Origin of the sequence: Rhodobacter sp. CZR27 (assembly GCF_002407205.1) — a bacterium.
In the GTDB taxonomy this organism is placed as follows: domain Bacteria; phylum Pseudomonadota; class Alphaproteobacteria; order Rhodobacterales; family Rhodobacteraceae; genus Cereibacter_A.
The window spans coordinates 3,113,175-3,137,420 of sequence record NZ_CP023548.1 but is presented as its reverse complement, the minus strand read 5'-3'; the positions used below and the strand labels follow the sequence as shown (position 1 = coordinate 3,137,420).

At 68.7% G+C, this 24,246-nt stretch carries 23 protein-coding genes and 1 riboswitch; of the genes, 19 read left to right on the top strand and 4 right to left on the bottom strand.

What is annotated here, in order from left to right:
- The first annotated feature begins 10 nt into the window (after window positions 1–10).
- From CK951_RS15225 to CK951_RS15195, 7 genes are all read left to right on the top strand, one after another.
- Window positions 11–733 carry a hypothetical protein gene (locus tag CK951_RS15225; protein WP_232520640.1) on the top strand — a complete coding sequence of 241 codons (723 nt, stop codon included), beginning with the start codon at window positions 11–13 and terminating at the stop codon, window positions 731–733.
- Entirely contained in the window at window positions 723–1,160 is a 438-nt protein-coding gene (locus tag CK951_RS15220; RefSeq protein ID WP_096786924.1) for a GFA family protein, read from the top strand. The genes CK951_RS15225 and CK951_RS15220 overlap by 11 nt, the downstream gene beginning before the upstream one ends.
- A gap of 3 nt (window positions 1,161–1,163) precedes the next feature.
- On the top strand, window positions 1,164–5,702 hold the full coding sequence (gene gltB, locus CK951_RS15215) for a glutamate synthase large subunit (protein WP_096786923.1): 4,539 nt from the start codon (window positions 1,164–1,166) through the stop codon (window positions 5,700–5,702).
- Window positions 5,703–5,799: 97 nt separating this feature from the next.
- Window positions 5,800–6,540: a monofunctional biosynthetic peptidoglycan transglycosylase gene (gene mtgA / locus CK951_RS15210; protein ID WP_096786922.1), complete on the top strand. Its 741-nt coding sequence runs from the start codon at window positions 5,800–5,802 to the stop codon at window positions 6,538–6,540.
- 96 nt (window positions 6,541–6,636) lie between these two features.
- Complete coding sequence (locus CK951_RS15205) at window positions 6,637–7,302, top strand: glutathione S-transferase family protein (protein ID WP_096786921.1); 666 nt, start codon at window positions 6,637–6,639, stop codon at window positions 7,300–7,302.
- A 54-nt stretch (window positions 7,303–7,356) separates the two neighbouring features.
- Window positions 7,357–8,394 carry a tRNA epoxyqueuosine(34) reductase QueG gene (gene queG, locus CK951_RS15200; RefSeq protein WP_096786920.1) on the top strand — a complete coding sequence of 346 codons (1,038 nt, stop codon included), beginning with the start codon at window positions 7,357–7,359 and terminating at the stop codon, window positions 8,392–8,394.
- A 113-nt stretch (window positions 8,395–8,507) separates the two neighbouring features.
- Window positions 8,508–8,678: a hypothetical protein gene (locus tag CK951_RS15195; protein WP_096786919.1), complete on the top strand. Its 171-nt coding sequence runs from the start codon at window positions 8,508–8,510 to the stop codon at window positions 8,676–8,678.
- Window positions 8,679–8,731: 53 nt separating this feature from the next.
- On the opposite strand, the gene CK951_RS15190 is transcribed toward CK951_RS15195, so the two are convergent.
- Entirely contained in the window at window positions 8,732–9,598 is an 867-nt protein-coding gene (locus CK951_RS15190; protein WP_096786918.1) for a branched-chain amino acid aminotransferase, read from the bottom strand.
- A gap of 151 nt (window positions 9,599–9,749) precedes the next feature.
- On the opposite strand from CK951_RS15190, the gene CK951_RS15185 reads away from it, so the two are divergent.
- The 6 genes from CK951_RS15185 (at window position 9,750) to dxs (ending at window position 14,970) form a co-directional block, all read left to right on the top strand.
- Window positions 9,750–10,259, top strand: coding sequence for a MarR family winged helix-turn-helix transcriptional regulator (locus tag CK951_RS15185; protein ID WP_096786917.1), 510 nt, complete (start codon window positions 9,750–9,752; stop codon window positions 10,257–10,259).
- On the top strand, window positions 10,256–10,954 hold the full coding sequence (locus tag CK951_RS15180) for a response regulator (RefSeq protein ID WP_096786916.1): 699 nt from the start codon (window positions 10,256–10,258) through the stop codon (window positions 10,952–10,954). The genes CK951_RS15185 and CK951_RS15180 overlap by 4 nt, the downstream gene beginning before the upstream one ends.
- Before the next feature lie 64 nt (window positions 10,955–11,018).
- The gene (locus CK951_RS15175; RefSeq protein WP_096786915.1) at window positions 11,019–11,945 is read left to right on the top strand and encodes a histone deacetylase family protein; all 927 of its coding nucleotides are present in this window, start codon (window positions 11,019–11,021) and stop codon (window positions 11,943–11,945) included.
- Window positions 11,942–12,181 carry an exodeoxyribonuclease VII small subunit gene (locus CK951_RS15170; RefSeq protein WP_096786914.1) on the top strand — a complete coding sequence of 80 codons (240 nt, stop codon included), beginning with the start codon at window positions 11,942–11,944 and terminating at the stop codon, window positions 12,179–12,181. Before CK951_RS15175 ends, CK951_RS15170 begins: the two co-directional genes overlap by 4 nt.
- Window positions 12,178–13,047, top strand: a complete 870-nt coding sequence (locus CK951_RS15165) for a polyprenyl synthetase family protein (protein WP_096786913.1) — start codon at window positions 12,178–12,180, stop codon at window positions 13,045–13,047. The genes CK951_RS15170 and CK951_RS15165 overlap by 4 nt, the downstream gene beginning before the upstream one ends.
- 9 nt (window positions 13,048–13,056) lie before the next feature.
- A complete protein-coding gene (dxs, locus tag CK951_RS15160; protein WP_096786912.1) occupies window positions 13,057–14,970 on the top strand; it encodes a 1-deoxy-D-xylulose-5-phosphate synthase in 1,914 nt (637 codons plus the stop codon).
- A gap of 43 nt (window positions 14,971–15,013) precedes the next feature.
- On the opposite strand, the gene CK951_RS15155 is transcribed toward dxs, so the two are convergent.
- Entirely contained in the window at window positions 15,014–15,853 is an 840-nt protein-coding gene (locus tag CK951_RS15155; RefSeq protein WP_096786911.1) for an SDR family oxidoreductase, read from the bottom strand.
- Window positions 15,854–15,960: 107 nt separating this feature from the next.
- Here CK951_RS15155 and CK951_RS15150 point away from each other — a divergent pair, with 107 nt between their 5' ends.
- From CK951_RS15150 to CK951_RS15140, 3 genes are all read left to right on the top strand, one after another.
- Entirely contained in the window at window positions 15,961–17,439 is a 1,479-nt protein-coding gene (locus CK951_RS15150) for an AMP nucleosidase (protein ID WP_096786910.1), read from the top strand.
- Between the two features lie 129 nt (window positions 17,440–17,568).
- A complete protein-coding gene (locus tag CK951_RS15145) occupies window positions 17,569–17,856 on the top strand; it encodes an HU family DNA-binding protein (RefSeq protein WP_096786909.1) in 288 nt (95 codons plus the stop codon).
- A 76-nt stretch (window positions 17,857–17,932) separates the two neighbouring features.
- Window positions 17,933–18,814 carry a DMT family transporter gene (locus CK951_RS15140; RefSeq protein ID WP_096786908.1) on the top strand — a complete coding sequence of 294 codons (882 nt, stop codon included), beginning with the start codon at window positions 17,933–17,935 and terminating at the stop codon, window positions 18,812–18,814.
- Here CK951_RS15140 and aroC read toward each other — a convergent pair.
- A complete protein-coding gene (aroC, locus tag CK951_RS15135; protein ID WP_096786907.1) occupies window positions 18,802–19,911 on the bottom strand; it encodes a chorismate synthase in 1,110 nt (369 codons plus the stop codon). The two genes, CK951_RS15140 and aroC, sit on opposite strands and share 13 nt — an antisense overlap.
- Before the next feature lie 113 nt (window positions 19,912–20,024).
- Window positions 20,025–20,123: riboswitch (TPP riboswitch) on the top strand.
- 34 nt (window positions 20,124–20,157) lie between these two features.
- Here aroC and thiB point away from each other — a divergent pair.
- The 3 genes from thiB to CK951_RS15120 are packed head-to-tail and all read left to right on the top strand — an operon-like array spanning window position 20,158 to window position 23,316.
- Complete coding sequence (gene thiB, locus CK951_RS15130; protein WP_096786906.1) at window positions 20,158–21,141, top strand: thiamine ABC transporter substrate binding subunit; 984 nt, start codon at window positions 20,158–20,160, stop codon at window positions 21,139–21,141.
- Window positions 21,117–22,634 (top strand): thiamine/thiamine pyrophosphate ABC transporter permease ThiP, encoded by a 1,518-nt coding sequence (locus tag CK951_RS15125; RefSeq protein WP_096786905.1) that lies wholly within the window; start codon window positions 21,117–21,119, stop codon window positions 22,632–22,634. The genes thiB and CK951_RS15125 overlap by 25 nt, the downstream gene beginning before the upstream one ends.
- Window positions 22,621–23,316, top strand: coding sequence for an ATP-binding cassette domain-containing protein (locus CK951_RS15120; RefSeq protein WP_096787290.1), 696 nt, complete (start codon window positions 22,621–22,623; stop codon window positions 23,314–23,316). Before CK951_RS15125 ends, CK951_RS15120 begins: the two co-directional genes overlap by 14 nt.
- Window positions 23,317–23,381: 65 nt before the next feature.
- Here CK951_RS15120 and petC read toward each other — a convergent pair whose 3' ends face one another.
- Complete coding sequence (gene petC, locus CK951_RS15115) at window positions 23,382–24,236, bottom strand: cytochrome c1 (RefSeq protein ID WP_096786904.1); 855 nt, start codon at window positions 24,234–24,236, stop codon at window positions 23,382–23,384.
- Between the last annotated feature and the right edge of the window lie 10 nt (window positions 24,237–24,246).

The window sequence follows — 24,246 nt, the reverse complement described above, 5'->3', positions numbered from 1 at the left end:
GACCCTGGGCATGACGCTTGCGACGAAGATCCTGGCAGGAGGGCTGGCGCTGGCCGTGGTCGCGCCCGCTGCCGCGCAGACCTTCACGCCGCCCGAAGGCTGCACCGCCTTCATGACCGTGCAGTCGCGCGGCTGCCGCGTCTCGCACCACTTCCGCTGCGAGCAGGATCCGCCCGGCGACCAGTGGCGGGTGGACTTCGACCAGGACGGCATCTTCTTCTCGTCGCGCATCGACCACGAGGCGCAGTGGGTCGAAAGCTACGAGATGTTTCCGACGGTGAAGCAGGTCCTCGAGCCCAACCCCGAGGATCCGGCGTCGTTCTCCGAGCTTCTCGGCGGCGCGGACAGCTACGCCTTCGGCCTTCGCCGCGACACCGGCGAGCGCAGCCGGGTCACCGGCTTCGACCGGCTGACCGGGCGCAGCTTCACCATCGACGGGATCGTGCTGCAGGAGACCGAGTTCGAGTTCTCGGAAACCAGCATCGGCGGCACCGTGCTGCGCAGCGCCCGGGGCCACGAATACATCCACCCGGAATGGCGACTGTTCTTCGCCGGCCCGACCCAGTGGGATTCCGGCGAGGGCACCTCGATCCCCGTCGACGGCAGCCCGGTGGAGTTCGTTTTCCCGGGTGAGCCCGGTTTCCTGTCCACCGAACCGCTCTTCGATTGCGACGCGATCCTGTCGCAGGCGACCGAGGGCGGCCTGCTCCAGAGGGTGAGCCATGAGCCCTGACCGGACCGGACATTGCCTTTGCGGCGCCGTGCGCCTTTGCGTGAGCGAGCCGAGCCACGAGCTTGGCGCCTGCCACTGCGAGATGTGCCGGCGCTGGACCGGATCGGCCTTCCTGACGCTCGCGGTGCCCGAAGCGGCGATGCGCGTCGACGGGGCCGAGCACGTCCGGCACTACGCCTCGTCCGGCTGGGCCGAGCGCTGCTTCTGCGACACCTGCGGCTCGACGCTCTGGTATCGCCTGACGGCGCCCGGGATGCCGCGCGATTATTACATGGCGGCGGGACTGCTGGACGACCTGTCCGGGATGCGCCTTGCCCACGAGATATTCATCGACCGGAAGCCCGAGGCCTTCGCCTTCGCCGGTCCGACCCACCAGATGACGGAAGCCGAGTTCCTTGCGCAGCTTCCAGCCAGCCCAGAGGAGTGAGCGATGACGACCTACGATGAAGCCTGGGTGAAAGCCGAAGAGGCGAAGCGGACCTGGCTGGCGGAGAACGGGCTTTACAAGGCCGATGACGAGCATGCCTCCTGCGGAGTGGGTCTCGTCGTCTCGATCTCGGGCAAGCCGTCGCGCAAGGTGGTCGAGAACGGCATCGCCGCGCTCAAGGCCGTGTGGCACCGTGGTGCGGTGGACGCCGACGGCAAGACCGGCGACGGCGCGGGCATCCACGTCCAGATCCCGGTCAAGTTCTTCTACGACCAGATCCGCCGCACCGGGCACGAGCCCGACATGCACAAGCTGGTTGCCGTCGGGCAGGTCTTCCTGCCGCGGACGGACTTCCAGGCTCAGGAGCGTTGCCGGACCATCGTGGAGACCGAGGTCCTGCGCATGGGCCACTACATCTACGGCTGGCGTCACGTTCCGGTGGACACCTCGGTCCTCGGCGAGAAGGCCAACGCGACGCGGCCGGAGATCGAGCAGATCCTGATCCGCTGCGAGAAGGACATCGACGAGGAACAGTTCGAGCGCGAGCTTTACATCATCCGCCGCCGGATCGAGAAGGCGGCGCAGGCGGCCTCGATCCAGGGCGTCTATCTGTGTTCGCTGTCGTGCCGGTCGATCATCTACAAGGGGATGATGCTGGCCGAGCAGGTCGCGACCTTCTACCCCGACCTGCAGGACGAGCGGTTTGAAAGCGCCTTCGCGATCTACCACCAGCGCTATTCGACCAACACCTTCCCGCAGTGGTGGCTGGCGCAGCCGTTCCGCATGCTCGCCCACAACGGCGAGATCAACACGCTGAAGGGCAACATCAACTGGATGAAGAGCCACGAGATCCGCATGGCCTCCTCGGCCTTCGGTGACGCGGCCGAGGACATCAAGCCGATCATCCCGCAGGGTTCGTCGGACTCCGGCGCCCTCGATGCGGTGTTCGAGGTCATGGTGCGTTCGGGCCGGTCGGCGCCGATGGTCAAGACCATGATGGTGCCCGAAGCCTGGTCCAAGACCACGACCGACATGCCGAAGGCATGGGCGGACATGTATGCTTATTGCAACGCGGTGATGGAGCCGTGGGACGGCCCGGCTGCGCTTGCGATGACCGACGGCCGCTGGGTCTGCGGCGGGCTCGACCGCAACGGCCTGCGCCCGATGCGCTATGTCGTGACCGGCGACGGCCTGCTGATCGCTGGCTCGGAAGCCGGCATGGTGCCGGTGGACGAGATGAGCGTGCGCGAAAAGGGCGCGCTGGGGCCGGGGCAGCTGATCGCCGTCGACATGGCCGAGGGCAAGCTTTACCGCGACGCGGAACTGAAGAACACGCTGGCCTCCTCGCAGCCCTTCGGCGAGTGGATCGAGAAGGTCGTGGACCTGAACGCGATCCTGAAGGACGTGCCCGAGCAGCGCATGTTCGACGCGAAGGAACTGCGCCTGCGCCAGATCGCGGCGGGCTTCACCGTCGAGGAGATCGAGCAGGTCCTCGTGCCGATGGCCGAGGACGGCAAGGAGATGATCGCCTCGATGGGCGACGACACGCCGCCCGCGGTGCTCTCGTCGGTCTATCGGCCGCTTTCGCACTTCTTCCGGCAGAACTTCAGCCAGGTCACCAACCCGCCCATCGACAGCTTGCGTGAAAGCCGGGTGATGAGCCTCAAGACCCGGTTCGGCAACCTGAAGAACGTGCTCGAGGAGCATTCCAGCCAGACCGAGATCCTGATCCTCGAAAGTCCGTTCATCGCGAACTCGGAATTCGACGCGATGCTCCAGCAGTTCGGGGCGGATGTGGCGACCATCGACTGCACCTTCCCGGCCGGCCATCACCACGACGCGCTGCGCCTGGGGCTGGAGCGTATCCGCGCCGAGGCCGAGGATGCCGTGCGCTCGGGTGCCGCGCACCTCGTGCTGACCGACCAGAACCAGGGCCCGGATGCGGTGCCGATGCCGATGATCCTCGCGACCTCGGCGGTGCATTCGTGGCTGACCGGCAAGGGCCTGCGCACCTTCACCTCGATCAACGTGCGCTCGGCCGAGTGCATCGACCCGCATTACTTCGCGGTGCTGATCGGCTGTGGCGCCACCACGGTGAACGCCTACCTCGCGCAGGACACCATCGCCGACCGGATCGAGCGCGGCCTGCTGGACGGCAACCTCAACGACGCCATGCGCCGCTATCGCGATGCGATCAACGCGGGGCTGCTGAAGATCATGTCGAAGATGGGGATCTCGGTGATCTCCTCTTATCGCGGCGGCCTGAACTTCGAGGCCGTCGGTCTTTCGCGCGCCATGGTGGCCGAGTACTTCCCCGGCATGCACAGCCGGATCTCGGGCATCGGCACCTCGGGCATCCAGCACAAGCTGGAGCAGATCCACGCCAAGGGCTGGCTCGGCGGTTCGGATGTGCTGCCGATCGGCGGCTTCTACAAGGCGCGGCGCTCGGGCGAAAAGCATGCCTGGGAAGCCTCGACCATGCACATGCTGCAGCAGGCCTGCGACCGGGCGAGCTATGACCTCTGGAAGCAGTTCTCGGCCGCGATGCGGGCGAACCCGCCGATCCACATCCGCGACCTGCTGGACATCAAGCCTCTCGGTCGGCCGGTGCCGATCGAGGAGGTCGAGTCGATCACCTCGATCCGCAAGCGGTTCGTGACGCCGGGCATGTCGCTGGGCGCGCTTTCGCCCGAGGCGCACAAGACGCTGAACATCGCGATGAACCGGATCGGCGCGAAATCCGACTCAGGGGAAGGCGGCGAGGACCCGGCGCACTTCCTGCCGGAGCCGAACGGCGACAACCCCTCGGCCAAGATCAAGCAGGTCGCCTCAGGCCGCTTCGGCGTGACCGCCGAATACCTGAACGCCTGCGAGGAACTCGAGATCAAGGTCGCGCAGGGCGCGAAACCGGGCGAGGGCGGCCAGCTTCCGGGCATGAAGGTGACCGAGCTGATCGCGCGGCTCCGCCACTCGACGCCGGGCGTGACGCTGATCTCGCCGCCGCCGCACCACGACATCTATTCGATCGAAGACCTCGCGCAGCTGATCTACGACCTGAAGCAGATCAACCCGCGCGCCAAGGTCACGGTGAAGCTGGTGGCGGCGTCGGGCGTCGGCACCATCGCGGCGGGCGTGGCCAAGGCCAAGGCCGACGTGATCCTGATCTCGGGCCACAACGGCGGCACCGGGGCCTCTCCGGGCACCTCGATCAAATACGCGGGCCTGCCGTGGGAGATGGGCCTGACCGAGGCGCATCAGGTTCTGGCGATGAACAACCTGCGCGAGCGGGTGACGCTGCGGACCGACGGCGGTCTTCGGACGGGGCGTGACATCGTCATGGCGGCGATGATGGGGGCCGAGGAATACGGCATCGGCACCGCCGCGCTGATCGCGATGGGCTGCATCATGGTCCGCCAGTGCCAGTCGAACACCTGCCCGGTGGGCGTCTGCACCCAGGACAAGAAGCTGCGCGAGAAGTTCACGGGGAGCGCGGACAAGGTGGTGAACCTGATCACCTTCTACGCCCAGGAAGTGCGCGAGATCCTCGCCTCGATCGGCGCGCGCTCGATGGACGAGATCATCGGCCGGGCCGACCTGCTGAACCAGGTCAGCCGCGGGGCGGCGCATCTCGACGACCTCGACCTCAACCCGCTGCTGATCTCGGTCGACGGTGCGAACCGCATCACCTACGACCGCTCGAAGCCGCGCAATGCGGTGCCGGACACGCTCGACGCCGAGATCGTGAAGGACGGCGCGCGCTTCTTCGAGGACGGCGAGAAGATGCAGCTCAGCTACGCCGTGCGGAACACCCACCGCACCATCGGCACGCGGGCGTCCTCGCATATCGTGCGCAAGTACGGGATGCGGAACAACCTGCAGCCCGACCACCTGACGGTGAAGCTGACCGGCTCGTGCGGCCAGTCGCTGGGGGCGTTCGCGACCAAGGGGCTGAAGATCGAGGTGGCGGGCGACGCCAACGACTACGTGGGCAAGGGCCTGTCGGGCGGCACCATCGTCGTCCATCCGATGATGGAAAGCCCGCTGGTTGCGGCTGACAACACCATCATCGGCAACACCGTGCTCTACGGCGCGACCGACGGCTACCTGTTCGCCGCCGGCCGCGCGGGCGAGCGCTTCGCGGTGCGGAACTCGGGCGCCAAGGTGGTGGTCGAGGGCTGCGGTTCGAACGGCTGCGAATACATGACCGGCGGCGTTGCGGTCATCCTTGGTCGGATCGGCGCGAACTTCGGCGCGGGCATGACGGGCGGCATGGCCTATCTCTACGACCCGAAGGGCGTGGCCGAGGACTTCATCAACCTCGAGACGCTGGTGACCTGCGCCGTCAGCCACCCGCACTGGAAGGCGCAGCTGAAGGACCTGATCGAGCGCCACGTGAAGGAGACCGGCAGCCGCCACGCCGCCCGCATCCTCGCCGACTGGGAGGCAGAGCGCCGCAACTTCCTGCAGGTCTGCCCGAAGGAGATGCTGGTGCACCTGCCGCATCCGCTGTCGGACGAGCCGCAGGCGGTTCCGGCGGAATGACCCCTCGGGCCCCCGCTTCCGGGCGGGGGCCCGCATCCGCGCAGGTGCCTCCACCGGCGCTTGACCCCTGCCGGCGCTTCGTGTCCAAGCTCGCCGCATGACCGCACGCAAGACTTCCCGCCGCAAGGCCGCAGCGCCTCCGCCCGAGCCGGAGGCGCCGCCGCGCCCTCTCCGTCTGGCGCTCGTGCGCCGGTGGCTGATCACTGCCGTCGGCTGGGTCGCGGTCTCCGGCGTGCTTGTCGTGTTCCTCTTCGGCCTCGTGAACCCGCCCACCACGCCCTACATGCTTGGCGAGAGCATCCGGCTCGGCAGCGTCGAGCAGGAATGGGCCGACTGGGACGAGATCGCCCCGGTCATGGCGCGCTCGGTCGTGGCGGCCGAGGACGCCAATTTCTGCCTGCACTGGGGCTTCGACATGGCGGCGATCCGCGCAGCCATCGACGAAGGCGGCAACCGCGGCGCCTCGACCATCTCGCAGCAGGTCACCAAGAACGTCTTCCTGTGGCATGGCCGAAGCTGGGCGCGCAAGGCGCTCGAAGCGGTGCTGACGCCGCTGGTCGAACTGATCTGGACCAAGCGGCGCATCCTCGAAGTCTATCTTAACGTCGCCGAATTCGACGAGGGCGTGTTCGGCGTCCGCGCGGCGGCGGACCACTATTTCGGCGTCGAGCCGGCGAAACTGACGCCGCTTCAGGCGGCGCGGCTGGCGGCGGTGCTGCCCGATCCGAAGACCCGCTCGGCGTCGAACCCGGGTCCGGTGGTGCGCAGGCGCACCGGTGCTATCATGGACGGCGCCAGCACCATCCGCGCCGACGGGCGCGCCGGCTGCTTCGAATAGGGGCCGGTGCCGGGGCATCGGGATGTGCGGGATTGCATCCTGCCGTCCTTCGCGGCATTGAAGAGGAACCCCCGTCTTCGAAAGATGACATTTGCGATGAACCGCCTCTATCACGTTCCGCTTTCCCCGTTCTGCCGCAAGGTCCGCCTGACGCTTGCCGAGAAGAAGATCGAGGTGGAACTGGTCGAGGAACGCTACTGGGAGCCGTCGCCCGACTTCCTGCGCCGCAACCCGGCCGGCAAGGTCCCGGTGCTGCGTCTGGAAGGCAAGGTCCTGTCCGAGAGTCAGGCGATCTGCGAATACATCGAGGACGTCTTCCCGCAGCCGCCGCTGATGCCGCGCGACAGCGACGGGCGGTTCGAGGTGCGCAGGCTCTGCTCGTGGTTCGATGACAAGTTCCACGACGAGGTGACCTCGAAGCTGCTCTACGAGCGGGTGAACAAGAAGCTGATGGCGCAGGGCTACCCGGATTCGAAGAACGTCAAGTTCGGCTCGAACCGGATCAAGTATCACCTCGACTACATGGCATGGCTGCTGGATCAGCGGCGCTGGCTGGCGGGCGACGTGATGACGCTGGCCGACTTCACCGCGGCGGCGCATCTCTCGTGCCTCGACTACATATCGGACGTGGACTGGAACCGGCATGCGGTGGTCAAGGACTGGTATGCCAAGATCAAGTCGCGCCCGGCGTTCCGGACCCTGCTGGCCGATCAGGTGCCGGGCTTCCCGCAACCCGCCCATTACGCCGATCTGGATTTCTAGGCCGGCCCGCCGCGGCAAGGGGCACCCGCGACCGCTCTGGATGGTTCACCCGGCATGACACTGCAGGATCCTGCCGCAACGAAGGCCGCGCTGCACGCTCGCGCGATCGAGGAAGGTTTCTCGGTCATGGGCATCTGCGCGCCGGATGCCGTGCCCGAGGCCGCAGGCCGGCTGCGCGCCTTTCTGGAAGCCGGCCGGCATGGCCAGATGGGCTGGATGGCCGAGCGCGAGGGCTGGCGCGGCTCGGCCGCGGCTCTGTGGCCCGAGGCGCGGTCAGTCGTGATGCTGGCCGAGGTCTATACGCCCGACACCGATCTGCGTGCCGTCCTCGCCCAGCGGGACCGCGCCGCGATCAGCGTCTATGCGCAGGGCAAGGATTACCACGACCTGGTGAAGCGGCGGCTGAAACGGCTCGGGCGCTGGCTGGTGGCCGAGACGGGGGCCGGGATCAAGGTCTTCGTGGACACCGCCCCGGTGATGGAGAAGCCCTTGGCGCAGGCGGCGGGGCTTGGCTGGCAGGGCAAGCACACCAACCTGCTCAGCCGGGATCTGGGCAACTGGTTCTTCCTTGGCGCGATCTTCACCACGCTGGACCTGCCGAAGGATGAACCGGCGCGCGAGAACTGCGGCTCGTGCCGGGCCTGTCTCGACGCCTGCCCGACGGCGGCCTTTCCGGCGCCCTTCCAGCTCGACGCCCGGCGCTGCATCTCATACCTGACCATCGAGCATCGCGGGCCGGTGGCCGAGGATCTGCGCCCGCTGCTGGGCAACCGGATCTATGGCTGCGACGATTGCCTCGCCGCCTGCCCGTGGAACAAGTTCGCCGTTGCGGCGCGCGAGATCGGCTATGCCGCCAAGGTGGGGGCGCCGCCGCTTGAGGAGCTGGCAAGGCTGGACGATGCTGCCTTCCGGGAGCGGTTCGCCGGCAGCCCGATCAAGCGGATCGGTCGTGATCGCTTCGTGCGCAACGTGCTCTATGCGATCGGCAATTCCGGCGAGGCTCGGCTGCGGCACGTGGCCGAGGCGCTGGCTGCGGATCCCGACGAGGCCGTGGCCGACGCGGCGCGCTGGGCCGCGGCACGGCTGGCCTGACCCTGCGGATCCGCCGGCTTCCGCTCCGATGAGCGGTGCGTCGCCGGGAGTGCTTGGTGGTTCAGCCGACTCGCCCTATATTCCGGCGGTCTGAGAACTCGAGGAGGACAGACATGAGCCGTCACCTTGCTGACAAGCGCACCCCTTCGGATGGCGGACGGGTGAAGAACTTCCTGCGCCTCGCGCGCGGGCCGCGAACCCCATGGCACCGGGACGAGGGCCGCCCGGCTGGCAACCGCCGCCTGATGGAATTCCTGCGGATCGCGCGCGGCCGCGAGGCCTGAGCCTTCCGCAGACGGACATGCGGGGCGCGCCCACCGGCGCGCCCCCTGTCATGTCAGGACCGGACCAGTTTCTCGTAGTCGGTCGCGATCTCGCGGGTGAGGGCGCCCACCTCGAAGGTGTAGTCGCCGATCTGCCCGACCGGGGTGACCTCGGCCGCGGTGCCGGTCAGCCAGCACTGCTCGAAGCCCTCAAGCTCCGACGCCTCGATGTAGCGCTCGTGCACGGTGATGCCCTTGTCGCGCAGCATCCCGATCACGGTCTGCCGGGTGATCCCGTTCAGGATCGCGTCCGGCAGCGGGGTGTGAACCTCACCGTTCTTCACGAAGAAGATGTTGGCGCCGGTCGCCTCGGCAACATAGCCGCGGTAGTCGAACATCATCGCGTCCGAGCAGCCCTTCGCCTCGGCGGCGTGCTTGGACATGGTGCAGATCATGTAGAGGCCCGAAGCCTTCGCCGCGCTCGGGATCGTCTCGGGCGAGGGGCGCTTCCACTTCGAGATGTCGAGCTTCGCGCCCTTGAACTTGGCGTCGCCGTAGTAGTTGCCCCAGGACCAGACCGCGACCGCCATGCGGATCGGGTTGCGGGACGAGGCGACGCCCATGTCCTCGCCCGCGCCGCGCCAGGCGAGCGCCCGGACATAGGCATCCGTAAGCCCGTTGGCCTCCAGCGTCGCCTTCTTCGCAGCCTCGATCTCCTCGACCGAATAGGGCAGCGGCATGTCCAGCAGTTCGCCGGACTTCCGCAGCCGCTCCGAGTGTTCCACCGACTTGAAGATCTTGCCGTTGTAGCAGCGCTCGCCCTCGAACACCGACGAGGCGTAGTGCAGGGCGTGGGTCAGGATGTGGACCTTCGCGTCCCGCCACTCCACCAGCTTGCCATCCATCCAGATCTTGCCGTCGCGATCGTCATATCCCGCCATGTCACTCTCCTGGTCCTGCGCTTTGCGAAAATTGCGCACGATAGGTCCGATACGGGCATAAAGTTGCGCAAATGACGGGCTGTCGGTAACAGTTGAGTCTTGGAAAGTCAACAAGGCTGACATAAAATCTGCCCCGGCAAGGGAGGCGAACATGGCCGAAGGGGGACCGGGACCGGGGGGAGGCGAATCGCTCCTGTTCCTGACCGACGAGCAGCTGAGGAAGGGGATCGAGGCGATGTTCTTCGCCTACCGCGGCTTTACCGCCGATCCCGACCGGATTCTCGAGGGGCTCGACTATGGCCGGGCGCACCACCGGGCGATGCACTTCATCCACCGCAGCCCGGGGACGACGGTAAACAACCTGCTCTCGATCCTGGGCGTCACCAAGCAGAGCCTGAACCGGGTGCTGAGGACGCTGATCGACGACGGTCTGGTGGAAAGCCGGGTCGGCCGAGTGGACAAGCGCGAGCGTCACCTTTACCTCACGCCCAAGGGGACCGAGCTGGAGCGCATGCTGTCCGATGCCCAGCGGGCGCGGATGCGCGCGGCCTATCGTGCGGCCGGTCCCGCGGCGGTGCAGGGGTTCCGGCAGGTGCTGGAGGCGATGATGGACCCGGAATTGCGCCGCCAGTATCAGACGCTGAAGGAGGGCGGGGGTTGAGCGAGCCTCAGGCGCATCTGCTGGTGGTGGACGACGACGAACGGATCCGGGGCCTTCTGCAGAAGTTCCTGATCCGAAACGGCTTCCTCGTCTCGATCGCACGGGATGCCGCTCAGGCGCGGCGGCTTCTGGATGGGCTGGAGTTCGACCTGATCGTGCTCGACGTCATGATGCCGGGCGAGGATGGCGTGGCGCTGACCCGCTCGCTGCGCGACGATCTCGCCACGCCGATCCTGCTGCTGACCGCGCGCGGCGAGACTGCGCACCGCATCGAAGGGCTGGAGGCGGGGGCGGACGACTACCTCTCCAAGCCCTTCGAGCCGAAGGAGCTTTTGCTGCGCATCAACGCCATCCTGCGGCGGGTGCCCTCGGCCCGGCCGGAGATCGGCCCGAAGGTTCTGCATCTCGGCGATGTCCGCTATGATCTGGAACGCGGCGAGTTGTGGCGCGGCACCGAGCCGGTTCGCCTGACCGCGACCGAGGCGGCGCTGATGCGGATCTTCGCGGCCCAGCCCGGCGAGGCGGTGAGCCGCGAGAAGCTGGTGGGCGACCTTGGCCGCGACGACAGCCAGAGCCAGGAGCGGGCGGTGGACGTGCAGATCACGCGCCTGCGCCGGAAGATCGAGGTCGATCCCCGCCAGCCGCGCTATCTGCAGACCGTCCGCGGCTCGGGCTACATGCTCGCCCCGGACTGAGCGCGGGGTTGCCAGCCCCGGCCTTTGCCCGCAGGCTTCGGACCGGCGGATGGAGGAGGACGGAATGACGGTGGCATGGTTCACGCACCCGGCCTTTGCGGAGCATGCGACTCCCGAAGGTCATCCCGAGCGGCCCGAGCGCATGGCGGCGGTCGCCGCGGGGCTTGACGGGCTGCCGCTCGACCGGCGCGAGGCGCCGGTGGGCGACTGGGACGAGGTGCTGCGGTGCCACCCGCAAGCCTATGTCGACCGGATCCGGGCGGCCGAGCCCGCGATGGGCGCGGTGGCGCTCGACCCCGACACGTGGATGGCGCCGGGCTCGCTCGAGGCTGCATTGCGCGGCGTGGGCGGCGCCTGTGCTGCGGTCGATCTGGTGCTGTCGGGCGAAGTGGCGTCGGCCTTCGTCGGCTGCCGGCCGCCCGGCCACCATGCCGAGCGTGAGCGGCCGATGGGTTTCTGCCTGTTCGGCAACGTGGCGATCGCGGCGAAGCGCGCGCTGGACCACCACGGGCTCGGCCGCGTGGCCATCGTCGATTTCGACGTCCACCACGGCAACGGCACGCAGGATCTGCTGTGGGACGAGGACCGCGTCCTCTTCGTCTCCTCGCACCAGATGCCGCTTTATCCCGGCACCGGAGCGGCCGACGAGAACGGCGCCCATGGCCAGATCCTGAACGTGCCGCTTCGCCCGGGCACTGGCGGGCCAGAGATGCGCGAGGCCTACGAGGCGCAGGTCCTGCCGCGGCTCGACGCCTTCCGGCCGGAATTGATTCTCATCTCGGCAGGCTTCGACGCCCACGCGGCCGACCCGCTGGCCGGCCTCAACTGGCGCGAATCCGACTTCCGGTGGCTGACAGGGCGCCTTTGCGACGTGGCTGCGGCGCATTGCGGCGGGCGGGTGGTCTCGACACTCGAGGGTGGATATGATCTGGCTGCCCTTGCCGCGAGCGTCGCGGCCCATGTGGGCGTCCTTCTGGAGCGGAGCGCATGACGGAAAAGCCGGTGGCGGAGATGACGTTCGAAGAGGCGATGGCGGCGCTGGAAGCCGTCGTCACGGCCTTGGAGAAGGGCGATGTGCCGCTCGACGATTCCATCGCGCTTTACGAGCGTGGCTCTGCGCTGAAAGAGCATTGCGCGAAGAAGCTGAAGGCCGCCGAGGACAAGGTCGAGATGATCCGCGCCGCCGAAGGGCGGGCGACGGGAACGGTTCCGGCGGAGGGATTGTGAGCTTTTCCAGTTCGTTGAATGATGCAGCCGCGCGGGTGCAGGCGCGGCTTGATGCGGCCCTTGCGGATCGCGAGGACCTGCCGGTGGTGCATGCCATGCGCTATGCCGTTCAGGGCGGCAAGCGGCTGCGCGGGTTCCTCGTGCTCGAGGCCGCGCGCCTGCACGGCATCGCCCCGGACGCCGCGGTCAGCGCCGCGGCGGCGATCGAGGCCGTCCACGCCTACAGCCTCGTGCACGACGACATGCCCTGCATGGACGATGACGACCTGCGCCGCGGCCTGCCGACGGTCCACAAGAAATGGGACGAATGCACCGCCGTGCTCGCGGGCGACGCGCTCCAGACCCTCGCCTTCGAACTGCTGGCCGATCCGGCGCTCGGGCCCGCCGAGGTGCGGATCGAGCTGGTGGCGACGCTCGCCCGGGCCTCGGGCGCAGAAGGCATGGTGCTCGGCCAGGCGCTCGACATCGCGGCCGAAACCGCCGCGGCGCCCCTGACGCTGGAGCAGATCACCCACCTGCAGGCGGGCAAGACCGGCGCGCTGATCCGATGGTCGGCCGAAGCCGGCGCCATTCTCGGGCAGGCCGACCGCGAGCCGCTGCGCCGATACGCCACGGCGCTCGGGCTTGCGTTCCAGATCGCCGACGACATTCTCGATGTCGAGGGCGATGCGGAAAAGGCCGGGAAACGACTCCAGAAGGATGCGGAGGCGGGGAAGGCCACGTTCGTCTCGCTTCTCGGGCTCGACGGTGCGAAGGCGCGCGCCCGGGCTCTGGTGGACGAGGCCGAGGCGGCGCTTGCCCCCTACGGCACGGATGCAGGAACATTGATCGAGGCCGCGCGCTTCGTCATATCGCGTGAAAGCTGAAGGAAGACCATGACCGACAGACCCCGCACGCCGACGCTCGACCGGGTGACCCTTCCGGTCGATCTCAAGGGCCTCACCGACCGTGAATTGCACGACCTTGCCGACGAATTGCGCGCCGAGACGATCTCGGCCGTGTCGGTGACGGGTGGACACCTCGGCGCGGGCCTTGGCGTGGTGGAACTGACGGTCGCGCTGCATGCGGTCTTCGACGCGCCGCGCGACAAGATCATCTGGGACGTGGGCCACCAGTGCTACCCGCACAAGATCCTGACCGGCCGGCGCGACCGCATCCGCACGCTGCGGCAGGGCGGGGGGCTCTCGGGCTTCACCAAGCGGTCGGAAAGCCCCTATGACTGCTTCGGCGCGGGGCATTCCTCGACCTCGATCTCGGCAGCGGTGGGCTTTGCCGCGGCGCGCGAACTGGGCGGTGACACGGGAGATGCCATCGCGATCATCGGCGACGGCTCGATGTCGGCCGGCATGGCCTTCGAGGCGCTGAACCACGGCGGCCACCTGAAGAAGCGGGTCATCGTCATCCTGAACGACAACGAGATGAGCATTGCGCCCCCGGTCGGTGCGCTGTCCTCGTATCTCTCGCGGCTCTACGCCGGCGCGCCGTTCCAGGACTTCAAGGCCGCCGCCAAGGGCGCGCTGGGCCTGCTGCCCGAGCCGTTCCAGGAAGGCGCCCGCCGCGCCAAGGAGATGCTGAAGAGCGTCACCGTGGGCGGCACCCTCTTCGAGGAACTGGGCTTTTCGTATGTCGGGCCGATCGACGGGCACGATCTTGACCAGCTTCTGCCGGTGTTGCGCACGGTGAAGAGCCGGGCGAGCGGGCCGGTGCTGATCCACGTCATCACCAAGAAGGGCAAGGGCTATGCCCCGGCCGAGGCCGCGCGCGACCGTGGCCACGCCACCAACAAGTTCGACGTGCTGACCGGCGCGCAGGTCAAGGCGGTCTCGAACGCGCCGTCCTACACCAAGGTCTTTGCGCAGAGCCTGATCAAGGAAGCCGAGACCGACGAGCGCATCTGCGCCGTCACCGCCGCCATGCCGGACGGGACCGGCCTCAACCTGTTCAGCGACCGCTTCCCGAAGCGCTGCTTCGATGTGGGCATCGCCGAGCAGCATGCGGTGACCTTCTCGGCCGGCCTCGCGGCGGGCGGGCTTCGGCCGTTCTGCGCGATCTACTCGACCTTCCTGCAGCGCGGCTATGACCAGATCGTGCATGACGTGGCGATCCAGCGCCTGCCCGTGCGCTTCGCCATCGACCGGGCGGGGCTGGTAGGCGCCGACGGCGCGACCCATGCCGGGGCGTTCGACGTGGCCTTCCTCGCCAACCTGCCGGGCATGGTGGTGATGGCGGCGGCGGACGAGGCGGAACTCGTCCACATGGTCGCGACGGCGGTCAAGCATGACGAAGGCCCGATCGCCTTCCGCTTCCCGCGAGGCGACGGTGTGGGCGTCGAGATGCCGGCGAAGGGCGTGCCGCTTGAGATCGGCAGGGGGCGCGTGGTGCGCGAAGGCAGCCGCGTGGCGCTGCTGTCCTTCGGCACCCGGCTCTCCGAGGTGCAGGCCGCCGCCGAGGCGCTGGCGCAGCGCGGCATCTCGCCCACCGTGGCCGATGCGCGCTTTGCCAAGCCGCTCGACCGCGACCTGATCCTGCAGCTCGCGGCGCATCACGAGGCGCTGATCACCATCGAAGAGGGCGCCATCGGCGGCTTCGGCAGCCATGTCGCGCAGCTTCTGGCCGAGGAAGGCGTGTTCGACCGTGGCCTTCGCTATCGTTCGATGGTGCTGCCCGACATCTTCATCGACCAGAACAGCGCCGAGGCGATGTATGCCGTGGCCGGCTTGAACGCCGCCGACATCGAGCGCAAGGTGCTGGAGACGCTGGGCGTCGCGGTCGTCGCCAAGCGCGCCTGACGCGCGCCCTACCCGATCAAGGCCCCGCTTCGGCGGGGCCTTTCTATTCCTCGGCGGAAAGGATCGCCCGGAGGCCCGAGCGGTAATCGGGGTGAATGAGCCGGATGCCGAGATCGCGCTTGATCCGGTCGTTCCGGACCCGCTTCGATTCCGCATAGAAGCTGCGCGCCATCGGCGTCATCTCGGCCTCGGCATAGGGCACCTCGGGCGGCGGCGGCAGGCCAAGGAGTTCGGCGGCGTAGCCCAGCACATCCTCGGGCGGGGCGGGGTCATCGTCGCAGACGTTGTAGATGGCCCCGGGCGAGGGCTGGAGCATCGACGCTCGAAGCACCTGCGCGATGTCGTCGACATGGGTGCGGCTGAAGACCTGTCCCGGCTTGATGATCCGCCGCGCGGTGCCGTCGCGCACCTTCTCGAACGGGCCGCGACCGGGGCCGTAGATCCCCGCCAGCCGGAAGATGTGCAGCGGCAGTCCGAGCGCACGCCACTGCGCCTCGGCCTCGACCCGGGCCCGGCCGCGCTCGGTCGAGGGGGTCAGCGGCGTGTCCTCATCGACCCAGCCGCCCCCGTGGTCGCCGTAGACGCCGGTGGTGGAGAGATAGCCCACCCACTCTGGCCGGGCCTCTGCCATTCGCGAAGCGTGGACGGCAAGGAAGGGATCGCCCTCCGGTCCCGGCGCGGCCGAGGCCAGCACATGCGTCGCCGCATCGAGCGCCGGGCCGATGTCGCAGGGCCAGATCAGCGGCTCCACGCCCTGCCGGCGCAGCGCCTCGGCCTTGCCGGGGGTGCGGGTGGTGCCGATCACCTGCCAGCCTTCGGGAACAAGTCGGCTGGCCAGCGCCTGCGCGGAATAGCCGTGTCCAAGGGAGAGAAGCGTCTTCATGGCGCCACTATCGGCAGGGGACGCAGCGGCCGCAAGGGGCGAGCGGGCTTGATCCGCCACGCCGAGCCTGTGCATCCTGCCCTCAGGCAGCGACAGAAAGATCGACCGTGACCGATACGCCCCTTCCGCTTCTCACACCCGCCCTGACGCGGCACGAAAGCTTCACCGATCCGGCCGAAGCGGTGCGCCGGCTGGAAGATCTCTACGCGGAAGCGACGGCCTTCCTGTCCAGCCATTTCAGCGCGGCCGCAACCTCGGGCCGGCCCTCGGGCCGGGTGCGCGCGCATTACCCCGAGATCCGCCTGACCACGACCAGCTTCACCCGCGCCGACAGCCGGCTGAGCTTTGGCCATGTCGCGCAGCCGGGGACCTATTCGACCACCGTCACCCGGCCCGACCTGTTCCGGAACTACCTGATCCAGCAGATCGGGCTGCTGGTGCAGAACCACGGCGTGCCGGTCGAGATCGGCGTCTCACGCACGCCCATCCCGGTGCATTTCGCCGTGGCGAACGACCCGCATGTCGCCGTGCCGCAGGAGGGTGTGCTGAACTTCGCGCTGCGCGACGTCTTCGACGTGCCGGACCTTGCCACCACCAACGACGACATCGTGAACGGGACGCGGCTGAGGCATCCCGACGGCTCGCTGCCGCTGGCACCCTTCACCGCGCAGCGGGTGGATTATTCGCTGGCGCGGCTGACGCATTACACCGCGACCAACCCGCGGCATTTCCAGAACCACGTCCTGTTCACCAACTACCAGTTCTACGTGGACGAGTTCGAGGCCATCGCGCGGGCGGCGTTGGCCGATCCCGACTCGGGCTACAGCTCGTTCGTGGGGCCGGGCGACCAGGAGATCACCGACCCGGGCGAGCCGCTGATCGTGCTGCCCCGCCTGCCGCAGATGCCGACCTATCACCTGAAACGCCCGGACGGGCAGGGGATTACGCTGGTCAACATCGGCGTCGGCCCCTCGAACGCCAAGACTGCGACCGACCATATAGCGGTTCTCCGGCCGCACGCCTGGATGATGGTGGGGCATTGCGCGGGCCTCAGGCATTCGCAGAGCCTCGGCGATTTCGTGCTGGCCCACGCCTATCTGCGCGAGGATCACGTTCTCGACGACGACCTGCCGGTCTGGGTGCCGATCCCGGCGCTGGCCGAAATCCAGATCGCGCTCGAGGACGCGGTGGAGGAGGTGACCCAGCTCGAGGGTTACGAGTTGAAGCGGATCATGCGGACGGGCACCGTCGCCACGATTGACAACCGCAACTGGGAATTGCGCGACCAGTCCGGGCCGGTGCACCGCCTGTCGCAGTCGCGCGCCATCGCGCTGGACATGGAAAGCGCGACCATCGCGGCCAACGGCTTCCGTTTCCGCGTGCCCTATGGGACGCTTCTCTGCGTGTCGGACAAGCCGCTGCATGGCGAGCTGAAGCTGCCGGGCATGGCAAGCGATTTCTACCGCACGCAGGTCACGCGCCACCTGCGCATCGGGATTCGCGCAATGGAAATGTTGAGGGAAACACCGATCGAGCGCATCCATAGCCGAAAGTTGCGCAGCTTCGAGGAAACGGCCTTCCTCTAGGCGAGGTGACGCGGGGGAAATCCGGCAAAAGGGCTTGATTTATGCTGCGAAACAAGGTGTAGCCCTTGAATTCGCCCCCAGAGGCAGGAACAGACCCCGTGTCCAGCGGGGCAAGACCAGGAGACTCTCATGTCGAAACCGATGACCAAGACGCAGCTTGTCGCGACCCTCGCCGACGAGATGGGCGCCGACAAGAAGACGGCGGGCGCGGCGCTCGACGCGATTGCTGCCATCGTGGCGCGCGAAGTGGCGGCCGGCGGTGCGGTCACGCTGCCGGGCCTCGGCAAGGTCGTCTGCCGCGAGCGGCCGGAGCGTCAGGTTCGCAACCCCGCCACCGGCGAGCAGGTGACCAAGGCCGCCGACAAGCAGGTGAAATTCACCATCGCCAAGGCGCTGAAGGACAGCGTGAACGCCTGAGCAGGCCACTGGCGCGCTTCACCCGGGGTCGCCGTTCGGCGGCCCTTTTTCTTTGAGACGGCAAGCGGAGGGCGGAATGGATCTGCGCAGCATCGCGATGGGCCTGGCCTTCGCCTTCATGTGGTCCTCGGCCTTCGCATCGGCCCGGATCATCGTGGCCCAGGCCCCGCCGCTGGGGGCGCTTTCACTGCGGTTCCTGATCTCGGGCCTGCTGGCGCTGGCGATCGGCGCGGCGCTCGGCCAGAGCGCCCGGCTGAACCGCGCGCAATGGCGCGGCGTGGTGATCTTCGGGCTGTGCCAGAACGCGCTTTATCTGGGCGTGAACTTCGTCGCCATGCGCTGGGTGAGCGCGAGCTTCGCGGCCATCGTCGCCTCGACCATGCCGCTGCTGGTGGCGCTGGCAGGCTGGCTGATCTTCCGCGAGCGCCTGCGGCCGCTGACCGCCCTGGGCCTTGTCGCCGGGATGACGGGCGTCGCGCTGATCATGGGCACGCGGCTGTCGGGCGGCGAGGATCTGCTGGGTTTCCTGCTTTGCGCCATCGGCGTGATCGCATTGACGGCGGCCACCCTGACGGTGCGGGTGGCCTCCTCGGGCGGGAACCTGCTGATGATCGTGGGGCTGCAGATGCTGGTGGGGGCGGCCGCGCTGGCCCCGGTGGCGGTGCTGACGGAAGGCGCGCCCGAAGTCCGCTGGAGCGCGAGCCTCGTGCTGGCCTTCGCCTATACCACGCTGGTGCCGGGCTTGCTTGCCACCTGGATCTGGTTCCTGTTGGTCGGGCGCATCGGAGCGGTGCGGGCGGCGACCTTCCACTTCCTCAACCCGTTCTTCGGGGTGGCGGTGGCGGCCGTGCTTCTGGGCGAGCGGATGGGGATCTGGGATGCCGTGGGCGTCGTGGTGATCGCGGCCGGCATCCTCGCGGTGCAGATGTCGAAGATGCCGGAGCGTCAGGCGCCCTGACCGATCCGGCCGCGCGCCCCGCCGGTCTGGCCACGGTCCAGCAGCAGATGGTCGAGCAGCACGCAGGCCATCATCGCCTCGCCCACCGGGACGGCCCGGATGCCCACGCAGGGATCGTGGCGACCCTTCGTCACCACATCGACCTCCCGGCCCTCGACATTGACCGAGCGGCGCGGGGTGAGGATCGACGACGTGGGCTTCACCGCGAAGCGCACCACCACGTCCTGTCCCGTCGAAATCCCGCCGAGGATGCCGCCCGCGTGGTTCGACAGGAACTGCGGACCATTCGGCCCCATGCGGATCTCGTCGGCATTGGCGCTGCCGGTGAGCGTGGCTGCCGCCATGCCCTCGCCGATCTCGACCCCCTTCACGGCGTTGATCGACATCATCGCTGCGGCAAGGTCGCTGTCGAGCTTGCCATAGATCGGCGCACCGAGGCCCGCCGGCACGCCCGAGGCCCGCACCTCGACGATGGCACCGACCGAGTCATGCGCCTTGCGCAGGTCGTCGAGATAATCGCTCCAGCGGGCGGCGGTTTCGGCATCCGGGCACCAGAACGGGTTGCGCTCGATCTCGGAGGCGTCGAACCGGGCGGGGTCGATGCCATGCGGGCCGATCTGGACCATGTAGCCGGTTATCCTCAACTCTGGCACCAGCGCGGCCAGCGCCGCCCGGGCAATGCCGCCCGCGGCGACCCGCGCCGCCGTCTCGCGCGCCGAGGAGCGCCCGCCGCCGCGATGGTCCCGCAGGCCGTATTTCCAGTGATAGGTGATGTCGGCATGGCCGGGCCGGAAGCTCTGGGCGATATCGCCATAGTCCTTCGAGCGCTGGTCGGTGTTCTCGATCATCAATTGGATCGGCGTGCCGGTGGACCGGCCCTCGAAGGTGCCGGAGAGGATGCGGACCTCGTCAGGCTCCTGCCGCTGGGTGGTGAAGCGGCTCTGCCCGGGCTTCCTGCGGTCCAGCCAGTGCTGGATTGCGGCAGGCTCGATGGCGATGCCGGGCGGGCAGCCGTCCACCGTGGCGCCAAGCGCGGGGCCGTGGCTCTCGCCCCAGGTGGTGACGCGGAAGAGGTGGCCGAAGGTGTTGAAGCTCATGGCGATGTCCCCGTTTGGGCCGAGCCATAGGACAGAAGCCGCCGCCGGGGAACCGGATTCTGCGCCGCAATCCCGCCTTTGTCCTTGCGGCGGCGGGGCGGGCCGATATGGTCGGTGATACCTCGGGGTGCCCGGAAGGGCTGAGATGCGCAAGCGAACCCGTTGAACCTGACCCGGTTAGGACCGGCGGAGGGAAGGTGCATGGATCCTCCATCCCGACTCCGCCCGACGTGAGAAGAGGATGCGATGAAACTTCCTGTGCTTGCTGCGGGTTTCGTGCTGACGGCCACTGTGGCGGCCGCCGAGACCCCCGTGTTGACCGTGCTGACCTATGACAGCTTTACCTCGGAATGGGGCCCCGGCCCGGCGGTCGAGACCGCCTTCGAGGCTGTCTGCGGCTGCGACCTGCGCCTGATCGGCGCGGGTGACGGTGCGGCGCTGCTCGCGCGCGTCCAGCTGGAGGGCGCACGGACCGAGGCCGATGTGGTGCTGGGCCTCGACACCAACCTGACCGCCGCGGCGGCGGCCACGGACCTCTTCGCACCGCATGGCATCGAGGCGACGCTCGACCTGCCGGTGGCGTGGCAGGACCCGCTGTTCCTGCCCTTCGACTGGGGCTGGTTCGCCTTCGTCCACAAACGCGACATGGCCAAGGTTTCGGCCTCGTTCGAGGAACTGGCGGCGTCGGATGCGACGATCGTGATCCAGGACCCGCGCAGCTCGACCCCCGGTCTCGGGCTGCTGATGTGGGTCAAGGCAGCCTACGGCGACCGCGCAGCCGGGATCTGGCAGGGGCTGGCCGACAACATCGTGACCGTCACGCCCGGCTGGTCCGAGGCCTATGGCCTGTTCCTCGAGGGCGAGGCCGACATGGTGCTGAGCTACACCACCTCGCCAGCCTATCACCTGATCTCCGAGAAGGACGACAGCAAGGCCGCCGCCGCCTTCGCCGAGGGGCACTATCTGCAGGTCGAGGTCGCGGGCAAGCTCGCCTCGACCGATCAGCCGGAACTGGCCGACCGCTTCCTGCGCTTCCTGCTGGAAGAGCCGGTGCAGTCGGTGATCCCCACCACGAACTGGATGTATCCGGCCAAGCGGCCGCAGGCCGGGCTGCCCGCGGGCTTCGACACGCTGGTGCAGCCCGCCCGTTCGCTGCTGCTGCCGCCCGAGGAGGCCCGGGCCCTGCGGCAGGGGGCGCTGGCCGAATGGCAGTCCGCGCTCTCGCGCTGAGCCTCGGCGCGGCGCTGGTTGCGCTGACGCTGGGGCCGCTCGCGCTGGTGTTGGCGCGGGCGGGCGATGCTGCGGGCCTCGGCCCGGCGGACTGGGCGGCGGTGCGCTTCACGCTGACCCAGGCGGCGCTGTCGGCCGTGGTGTCGGTCGCGCTGGCGGTGCCGGTCGCGCGCGCCTTGGCGCGGCGGCGCTTTCCGGGGCGCGGCCTGCTGATCGCCCTGCTGGGCGCGCCCTTCCTGTTGCCGGTCATCGTGGCGGTCCTGGGCCTGCTGGCGGTCTTCGGACGCTCGGGCCTGCTGAACCGCGGGCTGGAGGCGCTGGGCCTGCCGCCCGTGTCGGTCTACGGCCTGCACGGCGTGGTGCTGGCCCATGTCTTCTTCAACATGCCGTTTGCGGTGCGGCTGATCCTGCAGGGGTGGCTGGCGATCCCGGCCGAGCGGTTCCGCCTCGCCGAGTCGCTTGGCCTCACACCCCGCGATGTCGGGCGCCATCTGGAGCGGCCGATGCTGCGCGAGGTGCTGCCGGGGACCCTGCTCGTGATCTTCGTCATCTGCCTGTCGAGCTTCGCCGTGGCGCTGACGCTGGGCGGCGGGCCAGGGGCGACGACGGTCGAGCTTGCGATCTTCCAGGCGCTGCGCTTCGAGTTCGACCTTGGGCGGGCCGCGCTGCTGGCCACGCTGCAGTTCGCGATCTGCGCGGCGGCGGTGCTGTCCGCCGGGGCGGTCGCGTTGCCGGCCGGGTTCGGCGCCGGTCTTGACCGGAAGCCCGTGACCCTCGCCCCCGGCGGCTGGAGACGCTTCGCCGATGCCGTGACACTTTCCGCCGCGGCGGCCTTCCTGATCCTCCCCTTGGGGATGGTGGTCGCCCGCGGGGTGCCGGGCTTGCTGTCGCTGCCGCCCGAGGTCTGGGCGGCGGCCGGCCGGTCGCTTGCCGTAGCGCTCCCATCGGCGCTGCTGGCGGTGTCGGGGGCGCTGGTGCTCGCGCTGGCCGCACCCGCCTTCGGGCTGGTGGCGACGCTTCCGCTGGCGGCCTCGTCTCTCGTGCTGGGCACGGGCCTCTTCCTTGCCGCCCATCCCTTCGTGAACCCGTCGCGCATTGCCCTTCCGGTCACGATGCTGGTGAACGCCGTGCTGTCGCTGCCCTTCGCCTTCCGCATCCTCGCGCCCGAGGCCCGCGCGCTGCAGGCGGACTACGGGCGGCTGGCGGCGGCGCTGGACTTGAGGGGATTGGCGCGGCTGCGCTGGCTGACGTTGCCCCGCCTGCGCCGGCCGCTGGGCTTCGCGCTGGGCGTGTCGGCGGCGCTGGCGATGGGGGATCTGGGCGTCATCGCGCTCTTTGCGGGCGAGGGCGGGGCGACGCTGCCCTTGCTCGTCCAGCGGCTGATGGGCGCCTACCGGATGGAGCAGGCGGCTGCTGCGGCACTCCTGCTGGTGCTGACCAGCTTCGCCCTGTTCTGGGTCTTCGATCGTGCGGGGCGCCATGCTTCGGCTTGACTCCCTGCATGTCGTGATCGACGGGTTCGAGCTTCGCGCCGACTGGCAGGCCGAGGCAGGCGAGCGCATCGCCGTCATCGGCCCCTCCGGCGGTGGCAAGTCCACGCTGCTGATGACCATTGCGGGATTCATCGCCCCGGCCGACGGGCGCGTCCTGTGGCGGGGCGAGGATCTGACGCCGCTTCCGCCAGGTCGGCGGCCGGTCAGCGTGCTGTTTCAGGACCAGAACCTGTTTCCCCACCTGTCGCTGCGGCAGAACCTCGGTCTGGGCATATCGCCGGCGTTGCGGCTCGGACGCGAGGACCGGGCGCGGATCGACGAGGCGCTGGAGCAGGTGGGGCTGGGCGGGCTGGGCACGGCCCTGCCCGGGCGGCTGTCGGGCGGGCAGCAGGGCCGCGCCGCGCTGGCGCGTGCCCTGCTTCGCGCGCGGCCCATCCTGCTGCTGGACGAACCCTTCGCGGCCCTCGGGCCCGCGCTCAAGGCCGAAATGCTGGCGCTGGTGGAGGAGATCGCGACGGACACCGGTGCGCTGGTCCTGATGGTGACGCACGATCCCGCCGATGCCCGCAGCTTTGCGGACCGCACCGTTCTGGTCGCCGATGGCCGGGCCGATGCGCCGCGGCCCACGGCGGGGCTGTTTGCCGACCCGCCACCGGCGCTGCGCGACTACCTCGGCCGCTGACGAGGGCTGCGCGCAAATGAAAAGGGCCCCGCCGAAGCGGGGCCCATCGCTTGCCTGATCAGGGATCAGGCGCTTTTCTTCTTGTCGCCCTTGACGGTGGACCAGACCCGCTTGTTCGTCAGGTAGAGCAGGACCGAAAGCACCGTGAGGAACACCACCGCGGTCAGCCCGGCCTGCTTGCGCGCCATCAGCTTCGGCTCGGCCGCCCACATCAGGAAGGCGGAGACGTCCTCGGCCATCGACGAGACGCTGGCGTCATGCCCGTCGGCATAGGTCACGAGGTCGTCCATCAGCGGAGGCGGCATGGCGATCCAGCTGCCCGCGACCTTCTTCACGCCGTTCGCGTCCTTGCAGCTGTCCGGCACGCCGCCGTTCTGGAAGGCCACGTTGTAGTAGAAGCCCTCGGGCTCGTTGCCCTCGGCGCAAGCCGGGGTCTCTTCGAAGCCAGTCAGGACCGAATAGATGTATTCCGGCCCGCCCATGCCGTTGAAGAGCTGGCTGAGGCCCGTGCCCATCGGGCCGTGGAAGCCCGCGCGGGCCTTGGCCATCAGGCTCAGGTCGGGCGCGTTCTCGAGCGCCGAAACCGGGAAGTGGTCGGTCGGCTTGCCCTCGCGGTCCTCGCCGGTTTCCTCGTCGACGACGGTGAACTGGGTGGCGTAGGCGCGGACCTGATCGGCCGGCAGCTCGGGGCCGCCGTCGTCAGCCAGCGTCCGGATCGGGACATACTTCATCCCGTGGCAGGCTGAGCAGACCTCGGTATAGACCTGAAGGCCGCGCTGCAGCTGGTGCTGGTCGAAGGTGCCGAACGGACCCTCGAAGGCGAAGTCAACGTCCTTGATGTGGCCGCCGCCGGCCGCCATCGCCACGCCGCCCGACAGGGCGAGCGCCGTGGCGGCTGTGAGGGTGAATGTGCGGATCATCGTCAATGTC

Excerpts from the sequence above, each read along its gene's own strand:
- CK951_RS15225 (WP_232520640.1), top strand. The coding sequence starts at position 11 with ATGACGCTTGCGACGAAGATCCTGGCAGGAGGGCTGGCGCTGGCCGTG.
- CK951_RS15220 (WP_096786924.1), top strand. The coding sequence starts at position 723 with ATGAGCCCTGACCGGACCGGACATTGCCTTTGCGGCGCCGTGCGCCTT.
- gltB (WP_096786923.1), top strand. The coding sequence starts at position 1,164 with ATGACGACCTACGATGAAGCCTGGGTGAAAGCCGAAGAGGCGAAGCGG.
- mtgA (WP_096786922.1), top strand. The coding sequence starts at position 5,800 with ATGACCGCACGCAAGACTTCCCGCCGCAAGGCCGCAGCGCCTCCGCCC.
- CK951_RS15205 (WP_096786921.1), top strand. The coding sequence starts at position 6,637 with ATGAACCGCCTCTATCACGTTCCGCTTTCCCCGTTCTGCCGCAAGGTC.
- queG (WP_096786920.1), top strand. The coding sequence starts at position 7,357 with ATGACACTGCAGGATCCTGCCGCAACGAAGGCCGCGCTGCACGCTCGC.
- CK951_RS15195 (WP_096786919.1), top strand. The coding sequence starts at position 8,508 with ATGAGCCGTCACCTTGCTGACAAGCGCACCCCTTCGGATGGCGGACGG.
- CK951_RS15190 (WP_096786918.1), bottom strand. The coding sequence starts at position 9,598 with ATGGCGGGATATGACGATCGCGACGGCAAGATCTGGATGGATGGCAAG.
- CK951_RS15185 (WP_096786917.1), top strand. The coding sequence starts at position 9,750 with ATGGCCGAAGGGGGACCGGGACCGGGGGGAGGCGAATCGCTCCTGTTC.
- CK951_RS15175 (WP_096786915.1), top strand. The coding sequence starts at position 11,019 with ATGACGGTGGCATGGTTCACGCACCCGGCCTTTGCGGAGCATGCGACT.
- CK951_RS15170 (WP_096786914.1), top strand. The coding sequence starts at position 11,942 with ATGACGGAAAAGCCGGTGGCGGAGATGACGTTCGAAGAGGCGATGGCG.
- dxs (WP_096786912.1), top strand. The coding sequence starts at position 13,057 with ATGACCGACAGACCCCGCACGCCGACGCTCGACCGGGTGACCCTTCCG.
- CK951_RS15155 (WP_096786911.1), bottom strand. The coding sequence starts at position 15,853 with ATGAAGACGCTTCTCTCCCTTGGACACGGCTATTCCGCGCAGGCGCTG.
- CK951_RS15145 (WP_096786909.1), top strand. The coding sequence starts at position 17,569 with ATGTCGAAACCGATGACCAAGACGCAGCTTGTCGCGACCCTCGCCGAC.
- CK951_RS15140 (WP_096786908.1), top strand. The coding sequence starts at position 17,933 with ATGGATCTGCGCAGCATCGCGATGGGCCTGGCCTTCGCCTTCATGTGG.
- aroC (WP_096786907.1), bottom strand. The coding sequence starts at position 19,911 with ATGAGCTTCAACACCTTCGGCCACCTCTTCCGCGTCACCACCTGGGGC.
- thiB (WP_096786906.1), top strand. The coding sequence starts at position 20,158 with ATGAAACTTCCTGTGCTTGCTGCGGGTTTCGTGCTGACGGCCACTGTG.
- CK951_RS15125 (WP_096786905.1), top strand. The coding sequence starts at position 21,117 with ATGGCAGTCCGCGCTCTCGCGCTGAGCCTCGGCGCGGCGCTGGTTGCG.
- CK951_RS15120 (WP_096787290.1), top strand. The coding sequence starts at position 22,621 with ATGCTTCGGCTTGACTCCCTGCATGTCGTGATCGACGGGTTCGAGCTT.
- petC (WP_096786904.1), bottom strand. The coding sequence starts at position 24,236 with ATGATCCGCACATTCACCCTCACAGCCGCCACGGCGCTCGCCCTGTCG.